The following is a 22,563-nucleotide window of genomic DNA, read 5'->3' as shown; positions in this document are numbered from 1 at the left end:
TTTATAAGACTAAATAGTATAATTTAGCAATGAAAAACAATAATTGATTTAAAGACAAATTAATAAAAAAGAAAAATAAATTTTTGATAAAAAGACTTTTAAATTTCTTTATTTTAATAATATTAAAAATATCTATAAGACCTAAAACTTGAAAAACTAGAAAAGATGAAGTTAAAACTCTAGTGTCTAGAAGTATTAATAAGTTAGCTTCTGTGGAATTTGCTTTTTTACCACCTGGATTTGCTTTTTATCTTTTTGTTTCCTTTATACCTATTCTTATTATTAGTTTTTCAATTATTTCTTCTATTAATTTTGGTTGATTTTCAAATAATTTAGAAAATCTCAAAGATTTTTTATTAGAACAAATTTTAAATCGTTATATTCCAGGAATTAATAATTCAATTCCAAAAACACTTAATATTTTTTCAAGCACAACTTGAGAAACAACTACTTTTATTTTATTATTAATTTCATCGCTTTGAATTGCGTCATCAGGTTATGCAAAATTTATATCTAGTCAATCTGTTATTTATAATCACAAAAATACGGGAAATATCTTTTTAAATCGTTTAAAAGGAATATTAATTGTAATAATAATTTCAACAATTTTATCTTTATTTTTAAGTGTTTCTTCTTTAATTTTTATTTCATTAAAAAGTAAAATTGAAGAAATTTGATTATATGATTTGTCTTTTTATTTAATTTCAATTATATTTTTATTTATGTTTTTTTATATTACATGATTAATTACTTTAAAAATAAGCCCTGTATTTAAAATTAGCTTTAAACAAATTTTGCCAGGAACTTTTATTAGTGCATTATCTTCAACTTTATTTTCAATTATTTTTGGTTTTCTAGCATCAGCAAAATTTATTAATTATGATAAGTTTGGAACATTAGCTACTTTTTTATATCTTTCTACATTTTGTTTATATATTTCATACTTGTTATATTTTGGAGTTATAATAAACGAAGCATTTTATAAGAGTTTATTTAGTCAAATTACTAAACATAAATATAAATTTCAAAAAACAAAAATATAAAACACAGAAAAATTCTGTGTTTTTGTTTATTTTTTACGTCTAAAAACCTTTTTAGCGTCTGGATCAGGTTTCATAAATTTACATTCAGGAAATGAAGAACATCCAATAAATCTTTGACCGTTTTTCTTATTATAACGATAAATTAAAGGTGCTTCATTCTCAGGACAATTTTCCCCTGTATATTCCAGTGGAATTTGCACTTTTTTATTATTTTGTTCTGAATCAGCCATTTTTTCTTGAAAATCATTTCAGAAAGTATTCATAAAAGATTTGTAATCTTCTTTACCTTCTGCAATTTCATTTAATTCTTCTTCAATAGAAGAAGTGTATTTTTCTTGAATAATTTTAGGAACTGAATCTTTTAAAACTTCTAAAGCAGCATAACCAAAATCCGTAGGTATTAATGCATTATTTTTAGATTCAACATAAAATCTATCTTTTAAAACAGAAACTGTTGATGAAAAGGTGGATGGTCTTCCTACTTTAATTTCATCCATAGCTTCAATTAAAGAACCTTCATTATATCTGCTTGGTGGGTTTGTTTGATTTTCAGAAGGAATGTATTCGTTAACTTTTACAATTTCACCTTTCTTAAAATCAGGGATAAAATCATCTTTATCACGACCTATTAAAGAAAAATATCCATCAAAAACTACTTTGGAAGAACTTAATTTAAATCAGTGTCCGTTATTTTCGAATTCATAACGAACGATTTCTCTAATAGGTGTTTCCATAACAGCTTGTAAAGAAATGTTATAAATTAAATTATAAATTTTATATTGTGAATCATTTAAATTAAATTTAACTTTAGCCATATCAGGTGTTAATGTTCAATCTGTAGGTCTAATGGCTTCGTGGGCATCTTGATCTCCAGAAATCCCTTTTACAGTATTAGAAACATAGTTTTTTCCGTATTTTTTCTCTACATAACTTTTAGCGTTATTTATAAATGTTTGACTTAATCTAGTTGAATCTGTTCTTGGATAAGAAATTAATCCACCACTTTCATCAATACCTTCATAAAGTTCTTGTAAAACTTTTGTTACTAACTTAGAAGACATACCTGCTTTTTTAAACAAAGTAGATTGTTTTAAAGGTGTAATTTTAGCATCTGCTTTTCTTGTTATTTTTATATTTTTAACAACTAAATCACCTTTTAATTCTGACATTATTTTATTAATGTTAAAATTACTAATTCATTCAGAATTTTCAAATTCTTTCTTGTCCTTATAAAAGAAACTAAACTCTAAATTATTATCTGATGTTGCTTTTATTGTGTGGTATTTAGTTGGAATAAATTTTTTGATTTCTTCTTCACGATCTACAACTAATTTAAGTGCAATGGATTGAACTCTTCCTGCTGAAGGGTTTGTTCTTGCATTTTGAATTTTTCTTGTTAATAAGTTGGATAATCTAAAACCAATTATTCTATCGAGCATTCTTCTTGATTTTTGTGAATTAATTAAATTTTGATCAATCATTAAAGGTTTATTAATAGCGTTTTTTATAGCTTCTTCTGTGATTTCATTATATTTAATTCTTTGATATTTATTTTCAATATTCAATGCTTCAACTAAATTATATCCAATCGCTTCTCCTTCACGATCCGGGTCAGTTGCGATTAAAACTTCATCAGATTCTTTTGCAGCTTTTTTCAATTCTTTAATAATAGTTTTTTTCTTTATATCTTCTTTATAAATGGGTTCTCAATTTTCAAAATCGATCCCTAAACCGTAAATACCGCTTGTTTTCATTTCAAAAATATGCCCATTACAAGCCATAACTTGATAATCGGTTCCTAAATATTTTTGAATTGTTTTAATTTTATTTGGTGACTCAACAATTACTATTTTTTTCATATTATTTAATTATATAAGAATATTTACATATCATCAAAACTTTTTTCATCAAAAACTCCAATATATGGTAAATTTCTCATTTTTTCCTTTACATCCAACCCAAAACCAACTAAAAATTCATTAGGAACTTCAATACCAAATTTATCTGGATTATAATTTGTTTGTCTTCCGCTTGGTTTATTCAATAAAGTTAAAACTCTTAAACTTTTTGGTTTTTTAGCTTTTAATAATTCCACAACTTTTTCAATTGTTATCCCTGAATCAATGATATCTTCTGTAATTAGAACATCTTTCCCAACAATATCATGAGCTAAATCCATAATTATTTTTACAGATCCAGTTGATTGTTGCCCACCTGCATATGAAGATAAAGTCATAAAATCAATAATATGATCAACTTTTATATCTTTAATTAATTGAGCAAGAAAAGGTAATGAACCTTTTAGTAAACCTATAATAACTAAATCCTTGGACTCTTTATATGTTTCATTAACTCAGTTAGCTAATTCCTTTATTGTTTTTTCAAGATGTTCTCTTGTGTATAACACTTTTTTTATTCTTTTGTCAATTTCCATTTTATTTATAAAATCCTTTTTTTAAATTTATTAATAAAAAATTAGGAAATATTTTTGTCCTAATTTTTTAAAATATTATTTTTTTGCTGCTTCAGCTACTTGTGCAGCTACTTCAGCAGCAAAATCAGTTTCTTGTTTTTCAATACCTTCCCCAACTTCAAAACGAACTATTTCTAGTAAAGAAGATTTTTTAGAATCTAAATATGATTTAACTTTAAAACTGCTGTCCATTACAAATTCTTGTAATTCTAAAACAATTTTAGCAAGTTCTTTTTCAACTTTACCATTAATCATCATTTGTTTAATGTTCTCTGGTTTTTTAGAATTTTTTGGATCATTTTCAATTTCTAAAGTAAATTCTTTAGTTAATTTATCAACTTCAGAACTTGGAACTTGTGAAACAAGAGCATACTCTGGATTCATAGCAGCAACGTGCATTGAAACATTTTTAGCAGCTTCTTCATTTTCTCCGTTAATTAAAACTAATGATGCAACTCTTCCGTTTGTATGAATGTATGAACCAATTCTTTGTGATTCAGATGCAGATAATTTTTTAGCTCTTCTAAAAGCAATTTTTTCACCAATTGTTGCAGTTGCATCAACACATAACTCTTCAATTGTTTTTCCGTTTTCATCTTTTAAATGAGTTGCTTCTTCATTAGAAGAAAAATCCCCTTTTAAAAGCACTTGACCTATTTTATTAACTAAATCAATAAATTGCTTATTTTGTGCAACAAAGTCTGTTTCTGAATTTACTTCAAAAACTACAGCAGCTTTTCCATTTGTTGCTACTGATACTAAACCTTCTGCAGCAATTCTTCCTGCTTTTTTAGCTGCTTTAGCTTTTCCGTTTTCTTGTAATCATAAAATTGCTTTTTCAACACTTCAACTTGAAGCTTCTAAAGCTTTTTTACAATCCACCATAGGAGCATCTGTTCTTTCTCTTAACTCTTTTATAAGAGCCATTGTATTAACTTTTTCCATTATTTACTCCTTTTCAACTTTTTCTACTTTATTTGCATTTTCTTTGAAGTTATTTCTTCTTTGAAATTCTCTTTTTTCTTTTTCTGGATCTTCAGGTAAAATAACTTTTTCATCTTCTTGATATGCAAATAATTGTTTTCCATTTTTAGCAGCAACAATAGCATCTGCTAAAATTGTTAAAATTAATGTAATTGATTTTACAGAATCGTCGTTTGCAGGAATTCCAAAATCTACTCATTCTGGATCTGCGTCTGTATCTAAAATACCAATAACTTTAATTCCTTTTCTTTTTGCTTCTTTAATAGCAATTAAATCATTTTTAGGATCAGCAATAATCATTACATCTGGAAGTCTTTTCATCTCCCTAATCCCTTGAAGATTTTTGTGTAATTTTTGAAGTTCTTTAGTTTTTAAAACTCCTTCTTTTTTAGTGTAACCTTCAAAGTTAGTTTCTGCTAATTTTTCTAAGTCTTCCATTTGTCTAACTCTTGAAAAAATAGTTCTATTATTTGTAATAGTTCCACCTAATCATCTTTCAGAAACATAAATTGAATTTGTTCTTAAAGCTTGCTCTTCAACTGCTTTTTTAGCTTGTCTTTTTGTTCCAACAAAAATAAATGAAGCTCCTTTTTGTGCTGCTTTATAAACTAATTTGTAAGCAAATTCTAAAGCTCTTTGAGTTTTTAAGATATCAATAATATGTGTTCCTAATTTTTTTGTATGAATGTATGGTTTCATTTTAGGATTTCATTGTGAAGCTTTGTGACCAAAATAAGTTCCAGCTTCTAATAATTTTTGTTTTGAAACAATTTCTCTTTCATTTGATTGAGAATGTGTTTCTTTTGCATTGTGATGCATTTCTTTTTTTTCTGACATTTTTTCCTCTTTTTATTTGTTATTCTTCCTATAATTTCGAACATTTGGCACTTTTCTCAAGCACACCCAAATGAATTCATTATAGTGCTTTTTTATTTTTTAAATTTTATATATTAAATTTTACCAAATTTTTTCAATATAAAAAGAAAGAAGTTAAATTAAGTTTCTTTCTTTTGTTTATTTTCCTTTATTTACTCATGATTCAATATTATCTAGCACTACTTTATAAATCATTGAAGCACATTCTAGCCTATTTAAGTGAGTTTTAACATCATTAAACGCCACTAAATTTCCTATTTTTTCTAAATTATCAACATTTTTCTTTTGATTTATTAAACTTTTATAAATTTCGATGATTTCTTTAATTTCTATAATTGTTTTGTTTTTTATAATGTCAAGAAAAATATCTGCTGAAGATAAAAAAACTGCACAGCCTATACCTTTAAATTTAGCATCTATTACTGTATTTTCTTGTAAATTAAGTGCTAATCAAATTTCATCAACACAATTAGAACTATGTAAATAATTATTATTTCAGTTTGGTAATTCTGCAACTTTATTTTTTGCATTAGAGTAATGATCCATTATTAATTTTCTTTTTTGATTTGCGTCCATTTTATATAAAACTTAAAAAGTCTCCTCCTTCTTTTAGTGCTTGTACTAATTTATCTACATCTGTTTTATCATTATAAAAAGCTACAGAAATTCTTACATAATTATTTTCATTTTCTACTTCAGAAAGAAGTTTTGAACAAAAATTTCCGCTTCTAACATATATATCTTTATGACCTAAATAAGAAGCTATATCTTGTGGTGCATATTGTTTTATGTTAAATAAAGTTATAAAATCACCCCTTTTAGATGATATATTTATACCTTCAATTGTTGATAATTGGTCATATAAATAATTAGCTACTTCTAAATTTAAATTATGAATTTTTTCAATTGAAACTTCGTTAATTAAATCAATTGCTTTATCTAATTGTCAAATTGCCGCTAAATTCATAGTTCCTGGTTCAAAAGCACTAATTCCGCTTTTTCGAGTTCAATTATTAGATTTATCTATTTTTTCAACTGCTCCACCACCAAAAATAACAGGGTTAATTTTATTTAAAATTTTACTTTTTATTGCTAAAACTCCTAAACCTGTAGGTCCATACATTTTATTTGCACTAAAAACTACTATATCTGAATTTTTAAAAGAAACTTTGTCATGAGCAATTGCTTGAGCAGCATCATTGAACACTATTGCTTTTACTTCTTTTGCTTTTTTATAAATTTCAGTAGAATTAAAATTTTGGTTTATGTTATTTGTAACTTGAGAATAGCAAATAATTTTAGTATTTTTATTAATATCTTCTAAAAGGTTTTTTGAATATTTTACTTTTAAATTTAACTCTTTAGCTATTTCGATTCAAGGAACTATATTAGAAGAATGATTATAAAATGATAAAAGGATTTCATCATTTGCTTTTAAAAGTTGTTTAGACATTAATGCAAATACATTAATCGATTCAGTTGTTCCTGATGTAAAAATAATTTCATCTTTTTTAGCATCTATAAGTTTGGCAATTTTTTTTCTAACAGTTTCCACTTTTTTTAAAACCTGGATTCCTATTTTTGAATCTGATGTTCTAGTACTTATTGAGTAATTTGAATAAAAATCTACACCCGCTTCTATTACTGATAAAGGTTTTTGAGCTAAAGCTGCATTATCAAAATATGTTATTTTTGATAACATAGGAAATAATTTTTTGTAGTTATTCATATTGACTCCTTTTAAATAAAGTTATATATTCTATATTTTTAGATTTATTGCCTAAAATTGGCGATTTGAAAATTTTTATAAGTTCAAAACCATTATCTTTTCCGTATTCAACAACTCTATTTATTAAAAATTGATGATACTTTTCGTCAACATAACCACCTTTTTCCACATATTTACTACTTGCTTCAAATTGTGGTTTTATCAATAACATAATATCTGTATTTAATGTCACGATTTCTTTTATTACCTTAAACACTTCTTTTAAACTTATAAAAGAAACATCACAAACTATGATATCCATTTTTTCTTTAAAAAGTTCAAATGAAATTGACTTTAAATTTGTCTTTTCTAAAGGAATTACCTTTGTATTCGTTCTTAATGAGTAGTCAAGTTGGTTTGTTCCAGAATCCAATGAATAAACTTTTTTTGCACCATGTTTTAAACTAACTTCTGTAAATCCACCAGTTGAAGAACCAATATCTAAAACTGTTTTATCTTGAAAATTTAAATTAAAAAGTTTAATAGCTTCTAGCAATTTATAAGCCCCTCTAGAAACTCATTCTTTTTTTTCTTCAAAAACTTCTACTTTATCTTTTTCAAAAGAAATTTTAGTACTTGGAATAAAAATAATTTCACCATTAACTTTGACTTTACCCATCCTAATAAGAGTTTCAGCGTTTTTAAGATTTTTTTGTTCTAAAAGTTGTAAAAGAGTTAATTTAGACATTTTTATTTTGCTACCTCTAAAATTTTAGTTATATAATAGTTAAAATTGCAAGTCGACTCCATTAATTCATTTGCAAAAAAATTAAATTTTTTTCTACTTTCTTTTTCAAACTCAAAAATATTATTATGATTCATTTTTACGCGAAAATAAAGGAAATTAGACAAATAAGTAGAAATTTTTTTATTATCTATTTTACTTAAAACTTCATCTGTATTAAGTATTTGTTGTGATATCCATATAAAAGATTCTGAATTAAACTTTTTAATCAATGAAATTTCTTGTTCATAAATCTCTTTTATATCAATTTTTAAATTAAATATTAAAGCTAACTTTGTAATTAAAAAATACATTTTTTTATTACTAAAAATGTATTTATATTCTTTTTCATAATTATTTTTTTTAATTAAAGAATTAATTTTTTTCAATTTTAAATTGTTTTTCATATTCTTTACTTACTTTATCTAAAATAGCATTCACAAATTTATAATCTGTATCTTCTTCTAAAGTAAAATCCTTTGTTATTTCTACGAATTCATTAATTACTATTCTTTTATCCAAATACATTAATTCAAAAGCACCCATCAATAAAATTGCTCTAATTAAAGGTTTTACATTATTTCATAATACATTTTCTTTAAAAAATGAACTAATAATTTTTTTATGGAAAAAATACTGTTTTTCTATTAATTCTAATGTTTGTATTTGTTGCTTATTTAAATCTTTACTCTCAAAAATTCGATTACTTTCAATTACAAGATCTTGTAACTCATAAGAATAAATTACAGAAATTAACTCAATTCTATATTGCTTTCTTGATTTTTTACTAGATATTGATTTCATTTTTTACTCTTCTTCAGAAAGAACAGATAAATCCATATTATGAAATACTTCTTGGATGTCATCATCGTCTTCAAATTTTTCAATATGTTCTAATAATTTTTTTGTTTTTTCTTCATCTAATTGAACCTCTTGATTTGGGATATAAGTTACTTCTGCAGTTTTATATTCAAAATTGTATTGTTTATCCAATGCTGTTTTTAAACTTAAAAATTTTGATGGTTCACAATAAATTTCATAATATTCATTTTCTGATTTAAAGTCTTCTGCTCCATTTTCTAAAGAAAATAACATCAATTCTTCTTCATTTGCAAGATTTTTTTCAATTTCTAAAACACCTTTTTGATCAAAAACATAAGGGATAGAACCTTGTTTTCCAACTTGCCCTCCTGCTTTTTTAAATAGTGCTTGAATATTTGCTGTAATACGGTTCATATTATCTGTTAAACAAATAACCAAAAATGTTACACCACCTGCTAAAGTTCCTGAATAAATAACTTCTTTAAAATCAATGCCTTCTTTTGAAGCACCTGTTGCTTTTGCAATTGCCTTTTCAATATTAGCTTTAGGCATTGATTTTGCTCTTGCTTTAGAAACTACTAATCTTAAAGCTGGATTTGTGTCTATATCTCCACCACCTTTAGCTGCAGCAACCATTATTTCTTTTGAAAATTTAGCAAAAATTTTTCCTCTTATTGCATCTTGAGCACCTTTTCTATGCTTAATATTAGCTCATTTTGAATGTCCAGCCATTTTATCTCCTTATTTTATTGAATTAAATATATATGTAATAATTTATATTAAATTATAATAAATTTTTTGATTTTTATTATGGTTTTTTATATAAAAATTAAAAAAATCTAATTTTTTATATTTATATAGTTATTTTTAATTTTATTTTTAAAAAATGCTGTAAAAAGTTTTATAATTTTATTGTATAGATATTAAAGAAAGAGGTAAATATGTATCAATATAAAGCCATTTTAAAATCTACAAAAGAAGTAATTGCTCAAGGACATTCTTTAGAAGATATTGAAAAAGATATTGTTCATTTTATAAGAGAGCAAAAAAAAGGAATTCATACTAATAGTAATGTTCCTATTGAAATTTATCATATTCAAAGAAATAAAACAGATGGGATTGATCTATCTAAAGAAAAATTAGTAAAAACTATATAAAATTCATAAATATAAATAGGATTAAACAGGGACATAAATTTGGGACACCAAATTTATGTTTTTATTTAAGGAGAAAAATGTCAAAACAATTAAAACCAGAAGAATGAAAATATTGAATTAAAAAATATTTAGCTAATTGTGAGAAAATGAGAAATTTAGATTTATTTTGAACCCAATATTTTCATTTTAGAAAAACAGAACCAACTAATTTTAAAAAAATGTTTTTTAAAGAAAAAGTTAAACTTTATAATTTAGGTATGAATTTAGAATCTCAAACAGGAAAATCACCTAAGAAAAATAAAGGCGTTGGAAGAAAAAGAAAAATCTTAACACCAGAAGAAGAGAAAAAAATTTGGGATAGTATCCCAAGAGAAATTTTAATTAAATCCATAAAAATTTATCAAGATGTTTTACCTAAAGAAGTTTTTGATGAGATTTTTAATCGTGTTGTAAAAGAACATGAAGAAGAGCAAAAAAAAGAAGAAAAAGAAGCAAGAAATTTTAGAAAATTTCTCTTCACTATGAAAATTTCTAAATCAACTTTTTACAGAAACAAGAATAAAAATGTTGAAGCAAAAGAATTGAATCAAGAAGAAAAATTGATTTATGAAGGTTTTACTGAAAATAACTGTTTGTATGGAAGAAAAAGACTTGAAGTTTTTATCGAAAAAAAACATAAAATAAAGATAAATTACAGGAAAATGGGCAGAATTATGAATAAATTAAATTTATTTTGCATAGTTAGAAAAAAATCCAAAAGAAGAGAAGATAAAAATACTTCAGTAAAATTTGAAAACATAATTAATAGAGATTTTCAAGGAAAAAACAACAATATTTTTGCAACAGATGTTTCTTATATAATCTCTCCTAAAGATGTATTTGATTCTAATCATGTATATTTTTCAGCAACAATTCATCACAAAACTAAAAAGATTGTTTCTTGAAATTTATCAAGAAATAATGATTTAAATTTGGTTATAGAACATAATAAAGATTTAAGTTTTAATGAAAAATGAATTATGCATACTGATCATGGAAGCGTTTATTCTTCTAATAAATTTGTAGAAATTATTGAAAAAAATAATGGAATAATTTCAATGTCAAGAGTTGGTAATTCATTAGATAATAGAGAAATTGAATATTTCTTTTCTAATATAAAGAGCGAATGTTTATCACACATTAAAATTAAAAATTTAACTTTTAATAATTTAAAAGAAATGATTAATAATTATATAAATTGATATAATGAAGAAAGACCACAATCAATTTTAAATTGAAAAACCCCAAATGAAATTTGAAATTCTTGAATTTCAAAGTAAAAAAATTTTACCAGTGATATCACTGGTAAAATGTGTCCCAATAAATTGTCCCACTTTAGATTTAGTCCTATTTTTTTATACTTTAAATTAAAAAAGTTCAAAAAAATGGATTTTTTTCTTTTGAAAACTCATTTTTTAGTTTTTTTTATTTTTTAAGTGTTATAATGAATTTGTTATGAATGAATTAGAAATTAAAAAAACTTTTAATGAAATTTTCAGTTGAAAATCTCATTACGATGAAGAAAACAGTCTATCTTGTGGTTACAAAAAACAATACTATCACTTTTTAAGTTATGATTCAAAAACAAATACAATTTATTATAGAGTTAGTGATAGTAATAATCCTGAAGACAACAATGCTTTTTATTATGATACAAGCATTAAATATGAAAAAATGCTTGAAATAAAAAAATAAAAAATGGTGGAGATGCCGGGAGTTGAACCCGGGTCCACACATAAGCTTTATTAAAAGTTTACAGTTTATTTAGTTTTTATAATAAATTAGTCTAAAACTAACAAAAAGAATCTAATTTATTTAACTATAAATTTCTTTAGATTTTAGTTAAATCTATCTAAATATCCTTTAAAAAAACTTAAAAAATAAAATCAAAGGAAAATCTTATTTTTTAACTAATTTTTAATTAAGCAAAAATTAGATTTGAATTTGCAGAAGCTAACATGTTAAATGATACTTCTGATTTTTTATTTTCTTTTCCATTTAGAAAAGCCTAGAAGTAATTATAGTCTACTACACTACTGAGTTTTAATATTACTTATATATGTCGAAGCCAGTACACCCCCATACATAATTATTCTATCACATAAATAAAAAATATCTTAGGGAAAATCCAAGATATTTAATTATTTTAGTTTTGAAGCTCATTTTAGAAATTTTTTTACATTTGGAAAATCTTTTTTAAAATGTATATCATAAATAATTTCATCAATAAATGGTAAATAAAAATTGTCATTTCTTGATTTATACTGAATTTCAATTTGACTAAAAATTTCTTTAAAATCATTTATAGTTTTTGGTTTAGATAAATGTTTGATGAAATCTCTATAAAAATTTTCTGTTTTTAAATCCATTTTAAAAAATATTAAATAATTTGGATTTTGCTTTTTCTGTGGTAATTTTTCATATTCATCAATAAAAATGAATTCTTTTCTAAAAATTTTCTTTTTAGTAAAAATTATTTCATTGAAGATAACGATTCTTCTTGTATATTGTATTAAACTATAAATAAAAATAAATATCAAAATTTCTAAAATCAAAGTTAATGAAAAAATAACTATAAATGATATTCATATAACTTCTCAAGTAAATGAAAAGTAAAAACTATCTTCAACTTCTAAAACCTTTAAAATTGCAGAAAAAATAATCAAAAACAAAAAATACCAAAGGGGAAGTAATCCAATATATGACCGTGTATTATAACGATTAAATTTAAAGTAAATATTTTTTTCTATTTTTTCTTTATTTGTAACTAAAGTTTTAAGAGAAAAATAATTATCTTGTATTAATTTTCTAATTTTAGCACAATATTTTCTTATTAAAATAGGATATACAAATAACAATATTGAAAAAGTAACAACAAAAAAGATAATAACTAAAGGGATTAAAACATATAGTTCCATATTAACCTAAATTATATATTTTAATTTTGTTTTTTCTATTACTGATTATAAATATTGCTCTAAAGTTGCTAAAATTAGATAATAATTTTAAACTTTTTTTCATTTTTCTCCTTTTTTATATGTATAGGGCTAAAAAAATACCCTAAAAAGGGTATTCTAGATTTGTTTTTTTAATAATGTGCATTTACTATATTGTAATAACTTTTTGGTTATTACATATTAATTATAATACTATTTTTACATTTTTCAAGAAAAAAAGTAAAAAAGTGCATAAAAACTCTTATTTTAAAACAAAAAAATGAATTAATTCATAAAATTTAGATAATAAATATTATGAATTTTTCATTGGTTGTGGTGCATTTGTTGAATCTTGGTGTTGGTCACCACTCATCATTGAATTATCTGATGTTGTTTTATTTTTTTCCATACTATTAGAATCAGAATGCATCATATCATTTGAAGTATTAGGATTTTGTTTTGATGTTGATTTATCGCTAGAATCTTTCATCATCATATTTGATTTATCCATTGAATGCATTGTTTCTGTTGAATTTGATTTTCTTGTAGAGGTTCCTTTTATTGCTTCAAATGTATCTTTGCTTTCAACTACAAATTCTGGTTTAAATACTATTCTTTCAGTCCCATCTTTCGCAAAGAAAATAAATGTATAGAATTTTCCTTCTGTTAGTTTATTGTCTCCAGTTCATGAAAATTCTAAAGCATTTTCATTAACTACGTCTGCATTAGCTTTTGCCATAGCCATAGCTTTTTTAACTATTGGTTTTCCATTAGCATCTTTTACTAAAGTATTGTCATGTAATGAAGTTACTTCTGTTGCAAATGCTAATCATTCTCCTTTAACACCTTGTACTGGTGTGTTATGTAATTTAAAAGTAAATATACCATTTGCATCTAATACGTTTTCACTTCTAACTGCTGGAAATTCTAATTGTCTTTCTTTTACAGTTCCTGTTGTAAGTTTAGTTACTCCATATTCTGGTACAGTAAAGTCAATTGATAAATTAGTAATTGTTTTAATGGAAGTTGCAGGGAAAATGTCTTTATTGTCTTTAATAAAATCATTTTTGAAAGTTATTTTTTCTGTGCCGTCATTTTTTCAAAAAATGAATGTATAGAATTTTCCTTCTGTAAGTTTATTGTCACCAGTTCATGAAAATACTAATGGAAAATCTTTGGAAGCATCTACTTCTTTTGCCATCGCCATAGCTTTTTTAACTACTGGTTTTCCTTTTGTGTCTTTTACAAGAGTGTTATCAGTTAATGATTTTACTTCTGTTGCAAAAGCTGTTCACTCACCTGAAACTCCTTGTACTGGTGTGTTATGTAAGTGGAATGAGAAAACTCCGTTTTCATCCATTCTATTTTCTCCTCTTGCAGCAGGAAATTCTAATACTCTTTCTTTTACTTGGTTTGCTTTAGCAATTCCATAGGTTGTATAATCTAATGATTGATTAGTTTCGTTAGTAGTTTTAGCAGGATTAGAACATGAAACAACTGCAAAAACAGTTGTTAGTGTTGGTAAACCTAATAATAAAACTGATTTAAATCTTTTTTTCATAATTTCTCCTTTATATTTAAAGTTTTTTAAAATAGATCTAAAAATCTATTTGAATTATTATAGGTCTGTTGGAAGAAATTGATAACAAAACCCTATTTCTTATAATAAAATTCTTGTTTTTTACAATTTTTTGCTATTTCTAGATAAATTATTTGACTTTTTTGCAAAAAGTAGTATTATACGCCCATTTCATTTGAACTGAATTAAATAAAAAACATTTTGTAATTAAACAAAATGTTATTTTATTGTAATTTTAGTCTTTAAAGTAATTAATTGGGTCTTGAATATCATATTTAGATTTTGCTTCATATTTAGAGTTTGTTCCTGCTGGAATTTTATGTCCTACAATAATATTTTCTTTTAATCCTTCTAATTTATCAATTTGTGAAGAAATTGAAGCGTGAACTAAAATTTTTGAAGTTTCTTGATATGAAGCGGCAGCTAAGAATGAATCAGATAATAGTGGAGTTTGTTTTGCTCCTTTAATTACAATTTGACCAAATGCAGGTTTTTTTCCTTGAGATAGTAATTCTCCATTAACTTCTTGATATTCAAAAATATCAACTAAAGATCCAACAAATAAGTTTGAATCTCCTGCATCAGTAATTAAAATTTTAGAAAGCATTTGACGAATAATAATTTCTATATATTTATCACTAATGGAAATTCCTTGCATTCTATATAGTCTTTGTACTTCTTTTAATAAATAATTTTGTACTTTACGAGCATCAGTGTAGTTTAGTAACTCTTTTAAAATAATAGGACCTTCTGTAATTTTTTGTCCTGGAGTAATAGAATCACCAACTTGTACTCTTAATTTTCTATTTACAGGGACATGGAATACTTTTTCTAATTCTTCACCATCTTTATTTATATAAGCAACTTTTACTAACTTATCATCTGTTTGATTTCTTTCTTTATCCATTAATTGATCAATAGATTTTACATAACCTTTAACTGGAGAAATTTGTGCTGGTTTTCCTCATGGACGTTCAAAAGCATCGATTAATTCAATCAATCTAGCAAAACCTCCTGTAATATCTTCAACCCCAGCAACCCCTCCTGTATGGAATGTACGCATTGTTAACTGTGTACCAGGTTCACCGATTGATTGAGCAGCAATAATCCCTACAGCTTCTCCGATTGCAACAATTCTATTGGTTGCAAGATCTTTTCCGTAACATTTTTTACATACACCATTTCTAGTGTGACAACTTAAAATAGAACGGATATCTACTTCTTTTATGTTAGCATCAATAATTTTTTGTGCAATTTCAGGAGTAATAAATTTATTATCTTCGATTATGATTTCGCCTGTTTCTGGGTGAATTACAGGTGAATTAGTATATCTTCCTTCAATTCTTTCGTATAAAGAAACAATTGTAGAATTGGTTTTAGTATCGATGATTTCTTTTACTAAAAACCCAAAGTCTGAACCACAATCTTTTTGAGTTACTACAATATTTTGTGCAACATCAACTAAACGACGAGTTAAGTAACCTGATTTAGCTGTGTTAAGAGCAGTATCGGTTCCCCCTTTTCTAGCACCGTGAGTTGAAGAATAAAATTCATAAGAAGTTAATCCTTCAAGGAAAGAACTTTTAACTGGAACTTCAACAGTAGAACGTACCACACGCTCATTTTCAGCATCGGCTTTTAATGTTTTAACGTTATTAGCCATCAATCCACGCATTCCAGCTAATTGAACGAAGTTAGAAATATTTCCCCTTGCTCCTGATTTCATCATCATAAAAATAGGGTTATTTGGTTCTTGTAAAGTTACTGTATTTAAGTCTTTTTGAATTTCATCTTTAATTTTGGTTCATTTTTCAATGGTTAAAATATATCTTTCATCATCGGTTAACATTCCCATTCTAAAGTATTTATTAAGTTTAGCAGTGTGTTCTTCACCTTGTTTAATAAATTCATCTTTTCTTGGAGCTAATTTAATATCTCCAATGGAAATTGAAGTACCTGAAAGCATTGAATATGTGAAACCTAAATCTTTAATTTTATCTAGAATTTCAGCAACTAAATTTGTATATTTAAATCAAATTTTTTCCAATAATTCTGCTTTTTCTTCTTTTTCTAACTCTCTATCAATGTTATTGTTTCTGTATTTAACTCTTTTATATATGTTTTCAAATTCTTCAATTGTAAATTTAGTTAAATTGGAAGCATGTTTGCTAGAAATTATTTCATTTTTGTAATCAATTAATTCTGAATAATATTGAAAAACATCTTTATAATTTTCATAATTTATTTTTTTAACAACAGAAGCTACATCTTCCATTGAAACCACGATATCAAAATTGTCATAAGTTTGTCTTATTATTTTAGCAATATGTTTTTTGTTTAGTGGTTCATTTAATGGTAATGCTTTAATAAATTCAGGAATGTTTCCATGTTTTTTAATAACATATTTTTCTAATTGTTTTTGTTGATCTGCATATAAATTATCTACATTTGTGTCAAAAACAAATGGGAAATTATCTGGAAAAGCATTGTTAAAAATAAATTTACCAACTGTAGAAACTACGTATCCTTGAACTGAAGTTTCTAAAGTTTTTTTAACTTTTTCAAAAGGTAAAGCAACTCTTGCGTGTAATGAAACAACACCAACTTCGTGAGCTCTCATCATTTCATCGTAATCTGCAAAATATCTTCCTTCTCCTTTTCTACCGCTTTCTTCTTGTTCTTCTTTAGTTAAATAGTATAAACCAAGAATCATATCTTGTGAAGGGTTAACAATAGGTTCACCATCTTTAGGTCCAAGAATGTTTTTATTTGCAAACATTAATTCTCTAGATTCTCTAATTGCTTCAGGAGAAATAGGAACGTGAACAGCCATTTGATCACCATCAAAGTCAGCATTGAACCCTGCTGTTACAAGCGGATGCAATTTAATAGCACGCCCTCTAACTAAAATCGGTTCAAAAGCTCTAATTGATAAACGGTGTAATGAAGGAGCACGGTTTAAAAGAACTAATTTTCCTTTAATAACTTCATCAACGTGTGGTCAAATGATTGGATTTAATTCTTCAATCATTTTTCTAGCACTTTTAATTGAAGAAGCTAATTCACGCTCAGTTAATCTTTTGATAATTCATGGTTCAAATAGTTTTGCAACCATTTCCCGTGGAATACCAACTTGGTTCATTTTTAGATTTGGACCAACAACGATAACACTACGCCCTGAATAATCAACCCTTTTTCCAAGTAAATTTTGTCTAAATCTCCCTTTTTTACCTGTTAAAGCGTCAGAAATAGATTTTAATGGTCTTCCATCTTTAGCCGAAACTGGAGAAGGACTTCTTCTTTGATTATCAATTAATGCATCTACAGCTTCTTGAATCATTCTTAATTCATTTTGAATTATCAAGATTGGAGCATCTTTTTCCATTCATCCTTTTAAACGGTTATTTCTAATAATAATACGACGATAAAGTTCGTTAATATCACTAGTTGAGTGTCTTCCACCATCTAATTGAATTAATGGTCTTAAATCAGCAGGAATAACTGGTAAATGTTTAATTAACATAGAAGTTGGTTTTTGTTGAGAGTTAATAAAAGAGTTAATAACTTGTAATCTTTTATACAATTTATCTCTTTCTTGAATTTTTGTTGATGTTTGTTTTTCAGGACTTAATTGCTGAATTTCATCAACTTGTTTTTTAACTTTATCTCTTTCTTCTTCAAGATTAATATTTTTTAATAAGTATTCAATAGCCGCTGAACCGGTAGAAATTTTAGCATCTGAATACTCTTCAATAATTTCATTTAATTCATAAAAATCAATTCCGTATTCTTTACCAATTTTGGAAGATGCAAGTTCAGTTAAATCTTTTAAAGCTTCTGATAATTCTTCATAAGCTTCAGTTCCTTCTTTATAACGGGAACGAATTTCAATTAATGCATCTCTATAAATAACTCCAGCTTCATTTAGTTCGATAATTTGATTTTTTGGTAATGCTTTGATGTCTCCAGATTCCAAAATAATGTGAGCTTTATAGTAAATTAAGGATTCTAATGATGATTTAGAAACTGCTTTATTTGAGTCTTCTGTTTTTATTCCAAGTAATTTAGAAATAATTGAGTGATCAATTCTGAAAAATCAAAAGTGCACAACTGGTGATTGTAACTCAATGTGTCCCATTCTTGATCTTCTAGAAATTTTTGGTAAAATTTCAGATTTTAATGCCTTACATTGATCTGTTGCAGAACAAAGAGTTCCTTCGTTGGATTTTTTATATTTTCTTCCACAAATTGAACATTTATAATCAATAATAGGTCCAAAAATTAACTCATCGAATAACCCTTCTCTTTCTGGTTTATATGTTTTATAATTAATGGTTTCTGGTTTAGTAACTTCACCATGTGATCATTCTAAAACATCTTCAGAAGTAGCAAGAGAAAGTGAAATTTTATCAATAGAATTTTCATCAATTGTTGCGTATTTTCTTGTAATTTTATTTGGTTCCTTCTTAATCATTAATAATCTCCTTCTTCTTCTTCAAAATTATTTTCATGAGTATCAATTTTTTCACTAATTAAATTATAATCATTAATAATTTCTGGTGAAAATTCGTCTTCAATACTAATGTTATTTTCTTCATAACTACTAAAATCTTGTTCAAATTCTTCGTCTTTTAGGTAGTTTTCTTTTTTGTGCACTTCTAATTTGATTCCAAGACCTCTTAATTCATAAGCTAAAACGTTAAATGATTCAGGCATTCCAGGTTTAGGAATTTTTCCTCCTGTTGCTAAAACATTATAAAGAATATTTCTTCCTTGAATGTTATCAGATTTATATGTTAATAATTCTTGTAAAACAGTAGATGCACCAAATGCTTCTAATGCTCAGGTTTCCATTTCTCCAAATCTTTGTCCACCATTTTGAGATTTACCTCCTAATGGTTGTTGAGTAATTAGTGAATATGGTCCAACACTACGAGCATTCATTTTGTCATCGACCATGTGTTGTAGTTTTAACATATACATAACACCAACTGATACTTCGTTGTCAAATGGTATTCCTGTAATTCCATCGTATAGTTTAAATTTACCAGAAGTAGGTAAGTTAGCTTCTTTTAAAACATTTGTTATGTCGTTATTTTTTACTCCGTCAAATACAGGAGAAACAAATTTAACATTAAGTTTTCTAGCAGCCATTCCAAGGTGTAATTCAAGTACTTGACCAATGTTCATACGTGAAGGAACCCCTTGTGGATTTAATAGAATATCGATTGGAGTTCCATCTTCTAAGTATGGCATATCCTCTACTGGTAATACAAGAGAAATAACCCCTTTGTTTCCGTGACGACCAGCCATTTTGTCCCCAACTTTTATTTTTCTTTTTTGAGCAATAAATACTTTAACAATTTTATCAATTCCGTCTTCCAGTGAATCCCCTTGTGCTCTTGAAAGAATTTGCACATCAATAACTGTACCAGCATCTCCGTGTTTTACTTTTAATGATGTATCTTTTTGATTTGAAGATTTATTACCAAAAATTGCATTCATTAATTTTTCTTCAGGAGTTGGATTATCTTCTCCTTTCGGACTGGTTCTACCAACAAGAATATCTCCTGTACTTACTTCAGAACCAACACGAACAATCCCGTTTTCATCTAAATGTCTTTTTGAACGTAAAGAAGCATTTGGAATATCTGTTGTTAGAATATCATCTCCTGCTTTTGATGCTCTAAATTGAATAGTTTGCTCTTCAATGTGAATAGAAGTAAAGACATCATCTTTAACTAATTTTTCACTTATAATAACAGCATCCTCGAAGTTGAATCCATGTCATGTAGAGAAGGCAACTAGCACATTTTTACCAAGAGCTAATTCTCCATTTTTAGTTGAAGGACCATCACAAATTAATTGTCCTGCTTCAACTTTATCCCCTACTTTTACTATTGGTTTTTGATTAATAACAGTTCCTTGATTGGATCTTTCAAAAATTCTTAAATTATAATCGATTATTTCGTTTATTTTGTCACTACTTTTTATTTTAATTTGTTGTGAATCGACAAAAACAACTTCTCCAGCTTTCTTTGCTTTTAAATTGGTTGCAGCATATCTTGCAACATCATATTCAGCACCAGTTCCAACTAGTGGAGTTTCAGATTCAATTAATGGTACTGCTTGTCTTTGCATGTTTGCGCCCATCAATGCACGGTTAGCATCATCGTTTTCTAAAAATGGAATGGTACTTGCAGCAATAGAAGTCATTTGTTTTGAAGCTACATCAATATAATCAACTTCTTCAGGTTTAACAATTAAATATTCGTGATCTTTTCTAACAGTAATTTTATCCCCTAAAATTTTGTTATTTTCATCAACATCAACAGAAGATTGAGCAAATTTAAAACCATATTCTTGCACTGCTGTTAATCAGTAAACTTTATCATAGTTAATGATTCCGTTTTCAACTCCATAATAAGGAGTTTGGATAAATCCGTAATCATCAACTTTCGAATAAGAAGCAAGGTTTAAAATAAGTCCAATGTTTTGTCCTTCAGGTGTTTCAATAGGACAAATTCTTCCGTAATGAGTTGCATGAACGTCACGAACTTCAAATTGAGCTGTATCTCTATTTAAACCTCCAGGTCCAAGAGATGTAACTCTTCTTTTGTTTGCAATTTCAGCAAGTGGATTAATTTGATCCATAAATTGTGATAATTTTGAAGAGTTAAAAAATGTTTTAAATTGGTTATAAATTGGTTTATTATTATGAATACTTTTAGGTGTAATTTTATCCATTTCTTTTGTAGATAGTTTTTCTTTTGCGTGTTTTTCTAGTTTAGTAAGTCCCACAATGAATTGGTTTTGTAATAATTCACCAACTCCAACTATTCTTTTATTAACAAGTGAGTCAGGATCATCTTCTTTTCCTAAATTATCAATTAAATTAAAGTAATATGAAATGGTTGCAATAATATCAGAAATTAATAAATGCATTTCTGTAGAAGTAGGATCGTTTGCAATAACTAAAATAGGATCTTTGCCATTTTCTAAAGATCTTTTGTTTGGTCATACTTTTACCATAATTACTTTTGTTCTTTTTTCTAAAGAAGGATTTATATCAAGTTGTTTTCCATAAACTTGAGAAGTAATATCTGGAATGTCTACTGTTTTTAAGATACCTTTATCAAATTGAGATTGAATTTCTAAAGCAAGTTTTGGAGTAATAAAAGTTTCTTTTTTGTAAAGAATTTCCCCTTTGTCATTTGTTAAATCTTCTGCTAAATAAGTTTCTAAAATTCTTTCAACTAAATTTAACTTTCTATTCAACATGTATCTACCAGTTTTAGATAAATTGTATCTTCTGTCATTAAATAAAGTTAAAGGAATTAAATTGAAAATAGCTTCATCGGTGATTCTATCTCCTTTTCTAATAATTCTATAAATTAACTCTAAATTATCTTTACTGGATTCGATTTTTTCTTTTTTAATTGACTCTTTTAAAACACTTGAATTACCAAATAGTTGTAACATTGTTTCTTTTTTCAAACCTAAACCATTTAAAAAAGTGGTTAAAGGAATGTTTTTATGTTTATCAATTCTAATTTTTACTGTATCAATTGAGTTACCTGTAACTCTGTGGAAAATTTCAATTCAAGATCCAAGTTGTGGAATAATTTCAACTTTGTTAAACAAGTCATCCGCTTGTTTATTACGAACGTTTTTACCAAAATATGCCCCAGCAGATCTAATCAACTGAGCAACAATAACTTTTTCAGAACCATTTATGATAAAAGTACCACCACTTGTCATTAAAGGAACTTCTCCATAAATAATATCTGTACTTTCGTCAATTTCTCCTGTTTCCACAGTATGTTTTCTTAAAGAACCAACTATTTTCCCTGTATAAGATGTTCCTTTTTGTTTTGCTTCTTTAATTGCTTGAAATTCATCTTTTGGAATTTCAACTCTTACTGAACCAGGTATGTATTGAATTTCAATTTTTCCATTTGCAGAAACAATAGGGTAAATTTTATTCAATGATTCATCTAAACCATCTGTTAAAAATCAGTTAAATGATTTTCTTTGTGTTTCAAGAAAATCAGGAGTTTCTAACGTATGTTTAGTTTTTGAATAATCTCTTCTTTCAGTTATTGGTCCAAATTTTCTAATTTTGAATTTTTTTTCCATTTTTCTTCCTTTTTTAATTAATT

Annotated in this window: 18 protein-coding genes and 1 other RNA gene; 4 read left to right on the top strand and 15 right to left on the bottom strand. The window is 26.1% G+C overall.

Translation table 4 applies throughout. From position 1 onward, the window contains the following. The first annotated feature begins 29 nt into the window (after nt 1-29). Nucleotides 30-1,043 (top strand): YhjD/YihY/BrkB family envelope integrity protein, encoded by a 1,014-nt coding sequence (locus tag ACR34G_RS01895; protein ID WP_436359123.1) that lies wholly within the window; start codon nt 30-32, stop codon nt 1,041-1,043. A 26-nt stretch (nt 1,044-1,069) separates the two neighbouring features. Here ACR34G_RS01895 and topA read toward each other — a convergent pair whose 3' ends face one another. The 10 genes from topA to ACR34G_RS01845 form a co-directional block, all read right to left on the bottom strand. Then, entirely contained in the window at nt 1,070-2,902 is a 1,833-nt protein-coding gene (gene topA, locus ACR34G_RS01890) for a type I DNA topoisomerase (RefSeq protein ID WP_436359122.1), read from the bottom strand. A gap of 23 nt (nt 2,903-2,925) precedes the next feature. After that, nucleotides 2,926-3,477 carry a hypoxanthine phosphoribosyltransferase gene (hpt, locus tag ACR34G_RS01885; protein WP_436359121.1) on the bottom strand — a complete coding sequence of 184 codons (552 nt, stop codon included), beginning with the start codon at nt 3,475-3,477 and terminating at the stop codon, nt 2,926-2,928. A 75-nt stretch (nt 3,478-3,552) separates the two neighbouring features. Next, nucleotides 3,553-4,461 (bottom strand): translation elongation factor Ts, encoded by a 909-nt coding sequence (tsf, locus tag ACR34G_RS01880; RefSeq protein ID WP_436359120.1) that lies wholly within the window; start codon nt 4,459-4,461, stop codon nt 3,553-3,555. Between the two features lie 3 nt (nt 4,462-4,464). Beyond that, nucleotides 4,465-5,337, bottom strand: a complete 873-nt coding sequence (gene rpsB / locus ACR34G_RS01875) for a 30S ribosomal protein S2 (RefSeq protein ID WP_436359119.1) — start codon at nt 5,335-5,337, stop codon at nt 4,465-4,467. A 177-nt stretch (nt 5,338-5,514) separates the two neighbouring features. Then, a complete protein-coding gene (locus ACR34G_RS01870) occupies nt 5,515-5,952 on the bottom strand; it encodes an iron-sulfur cluster assembly scaffold protein (protein WP_436359118.1) in 438 nt (145 codons plus the stop codon). 1 nt (nt 5,953) lies between these two features. Next, on the bottom strand, nt 5,954-7,105 hold the full coding sequence (locus ACR34G_RS01865) for an aminotransferase class V-fold PLP-dependent enzyme (RefSeq protein ID WP_436359117.1): 1,152 nt from the start codon (nt 7,103-7,105) through the stop codon (nt 5,954-5,956). Continuing rightward, entirely contained in the window at nt 7,098-7,832 is a 735-nt protein-coding gene (locus tag ACR34G_RS01860) for a TlyA family RNA methyltransferase (protein ID WP_436359116.1), read from the bottom strand. Before ACR34G_RS01860 ends, ACR34G_RS01865 begins: the two co-directional genes overlap by 8 nt. 2 nt (nt 7,833-7,834) lie before the next feature. Next, nucleotides 7,835-8,275 carry a hypothetical protein gene (locus tag ACR34G_RS01855; RefSeq protein ID WP_436359115.1) on the bottom strand — a complete coding sequence of 147 codons (441 nt, stop codon included), beginning with the start codon at nt 8,273-8,275 and terminating at the stop codon, nt 7,835-7,837. Next, on the bottom strand, nt 8,244-8,672 hold the full coding sequence (locus ACR34G_RS01850; protein ID WP_436359113.1) for a transcription antitermination factor NusB: 429 nt from the start codon (nt 8,670-8,672) through the stop codon (nt 8,244-8,246). The genes ACR34G_RS01855 and ACR34G_RS01850 overlap by 32 nt, the downstream gene beginning before the upstream one ends. Nucleotides 8,673-8,675: 3 nt before the next feature. Continuing rightward, nucleotides 8,676-9,422: a YebC/PmpR family DNA-binding transcriptional regulator gene (locus ACR34G_RS01845; protein WP_436359111.1), complete on the bottom strand. Its 747-nt coding sequence runs from the start codon at nt 9,420-9,422 to the stop codon at nt 8,676-8,678. A gap of 209 nt (nt 9,423-9,631) precedes the next feature. Between ACR34G_RS01845 and ACR34G_RS01840 the strand changes: the two genes are divergently transcribed. From ACR34G_RS01840 to ACR34G_RS01830, 3 genes are all read left to right on the top strand, one after another. After that, entirely contained in the window at nt 9,632-9,847 is a 216-nt protein-coding gene (locus ACR34G_RS01840) for an MAG6790 family protein (protein ID WP_436359110.1), read from the top strand. Between the two features lie 77 nt (nt 9,848-9,924). Further along, nucleotides 9,925-11,166 (top strand): IS3 family transposase, encoded by a 1,242-nt coding sequence (locus ACR34G_RS01835; protein WP_436359109.1) that lies wholly within the window; start codon nt 9,925-9,927, stop codon nt 11,164-11,166. Between the two features lie 175 nt (nt 11,167-11,341). Further along, on the top strand, nt 11,342-11,581 hold the full coding sequence (locus tag ACR34G_RS01830; protein ID WP_436359107.1) for a hypothetical protein: 240 nt from the start codon (nt 11,342-11,344) through the stop codon (nt 11,579-11,581). Between the two features lie 4 nt (nt 11,582-11,585). Here the strand turns inward: ACR34G_RS01830 and ssrA are convergent. The 5 genes from ssrA to rpoB all read right to left on the bottom strand — a co-directional run bounded on the left by ssrA (nt 11,586) and on the right by rpoB (nt 22,540). After that, nucleotides 11,586-11,967: a transfer-messenger RNA gene (gene ssrA, locus ACR34G_RS01825) on the bottom strand. 60 nt (nt 11,968-12,027) lie between these two features. Then, nucleotides 12,028-12,804, bottom strand: a complete 777-nt coding sequence (locus tag ACR34G_RS01820; RefSeq protein ID WP_436359105.1) for a hypothetical protein — start codon at nt 12,802-12,804, stop codon at nt 12,028-12,030. Between the two features lie 331 nt (nt 12,805-13,135). Next, entirely contained in the window at nt 13,136-14,383 is a 1,248-nt protein-coding gene (locus tag ACR34G_RS01815) for a hypothetical protein (RefSeq protein WP_436359103.1), read from the bottom strand. 253 nt (nt 14,384-14,636) lie between these two features. Next, on the bottom strand, nt 14,637-18,875 hold the full coding sequence (locus tag ACR34G_RS01810) for a DNA-directed RNA polymerase subunit beta' (RefSeq protein ID WP_436359102.1): 4,239 nt from the start codon (nt 18,873-18,875) through the stop codon (nt 14,637-14,639). Further along, nucleotides 18,875-22,540, bottom strand: coding sequence for a DNA-directed RNA polymerase subunit beta (gene rpoB, locus ACR34G_RS01805; protein ID WP_436359101.1), 3,666 nt, complete (start codon nt 22,538-22,540; stop codon nt 18,875-18,877). The genes ACR34G_RS01810 and rpoB overlap by 1 nt, the downstream gene beginning before the upstream one ends. Nucleotides 22,541-22,563: the final 23 nt, after the last annotated feature.

Origin of the sequence: Mycoplasma sp. 480 (assembly GCF_051353065.1) — a bacterium.
GTDB lineage: Bacteria > Bacillota_I > Bacilli_A > Mycoplasmatales > Metamycoplasmataceae > Mesomycoplasma_A.
This window is presented reverse-complemented; position numbering and strand designations above follow the sequence as displayed.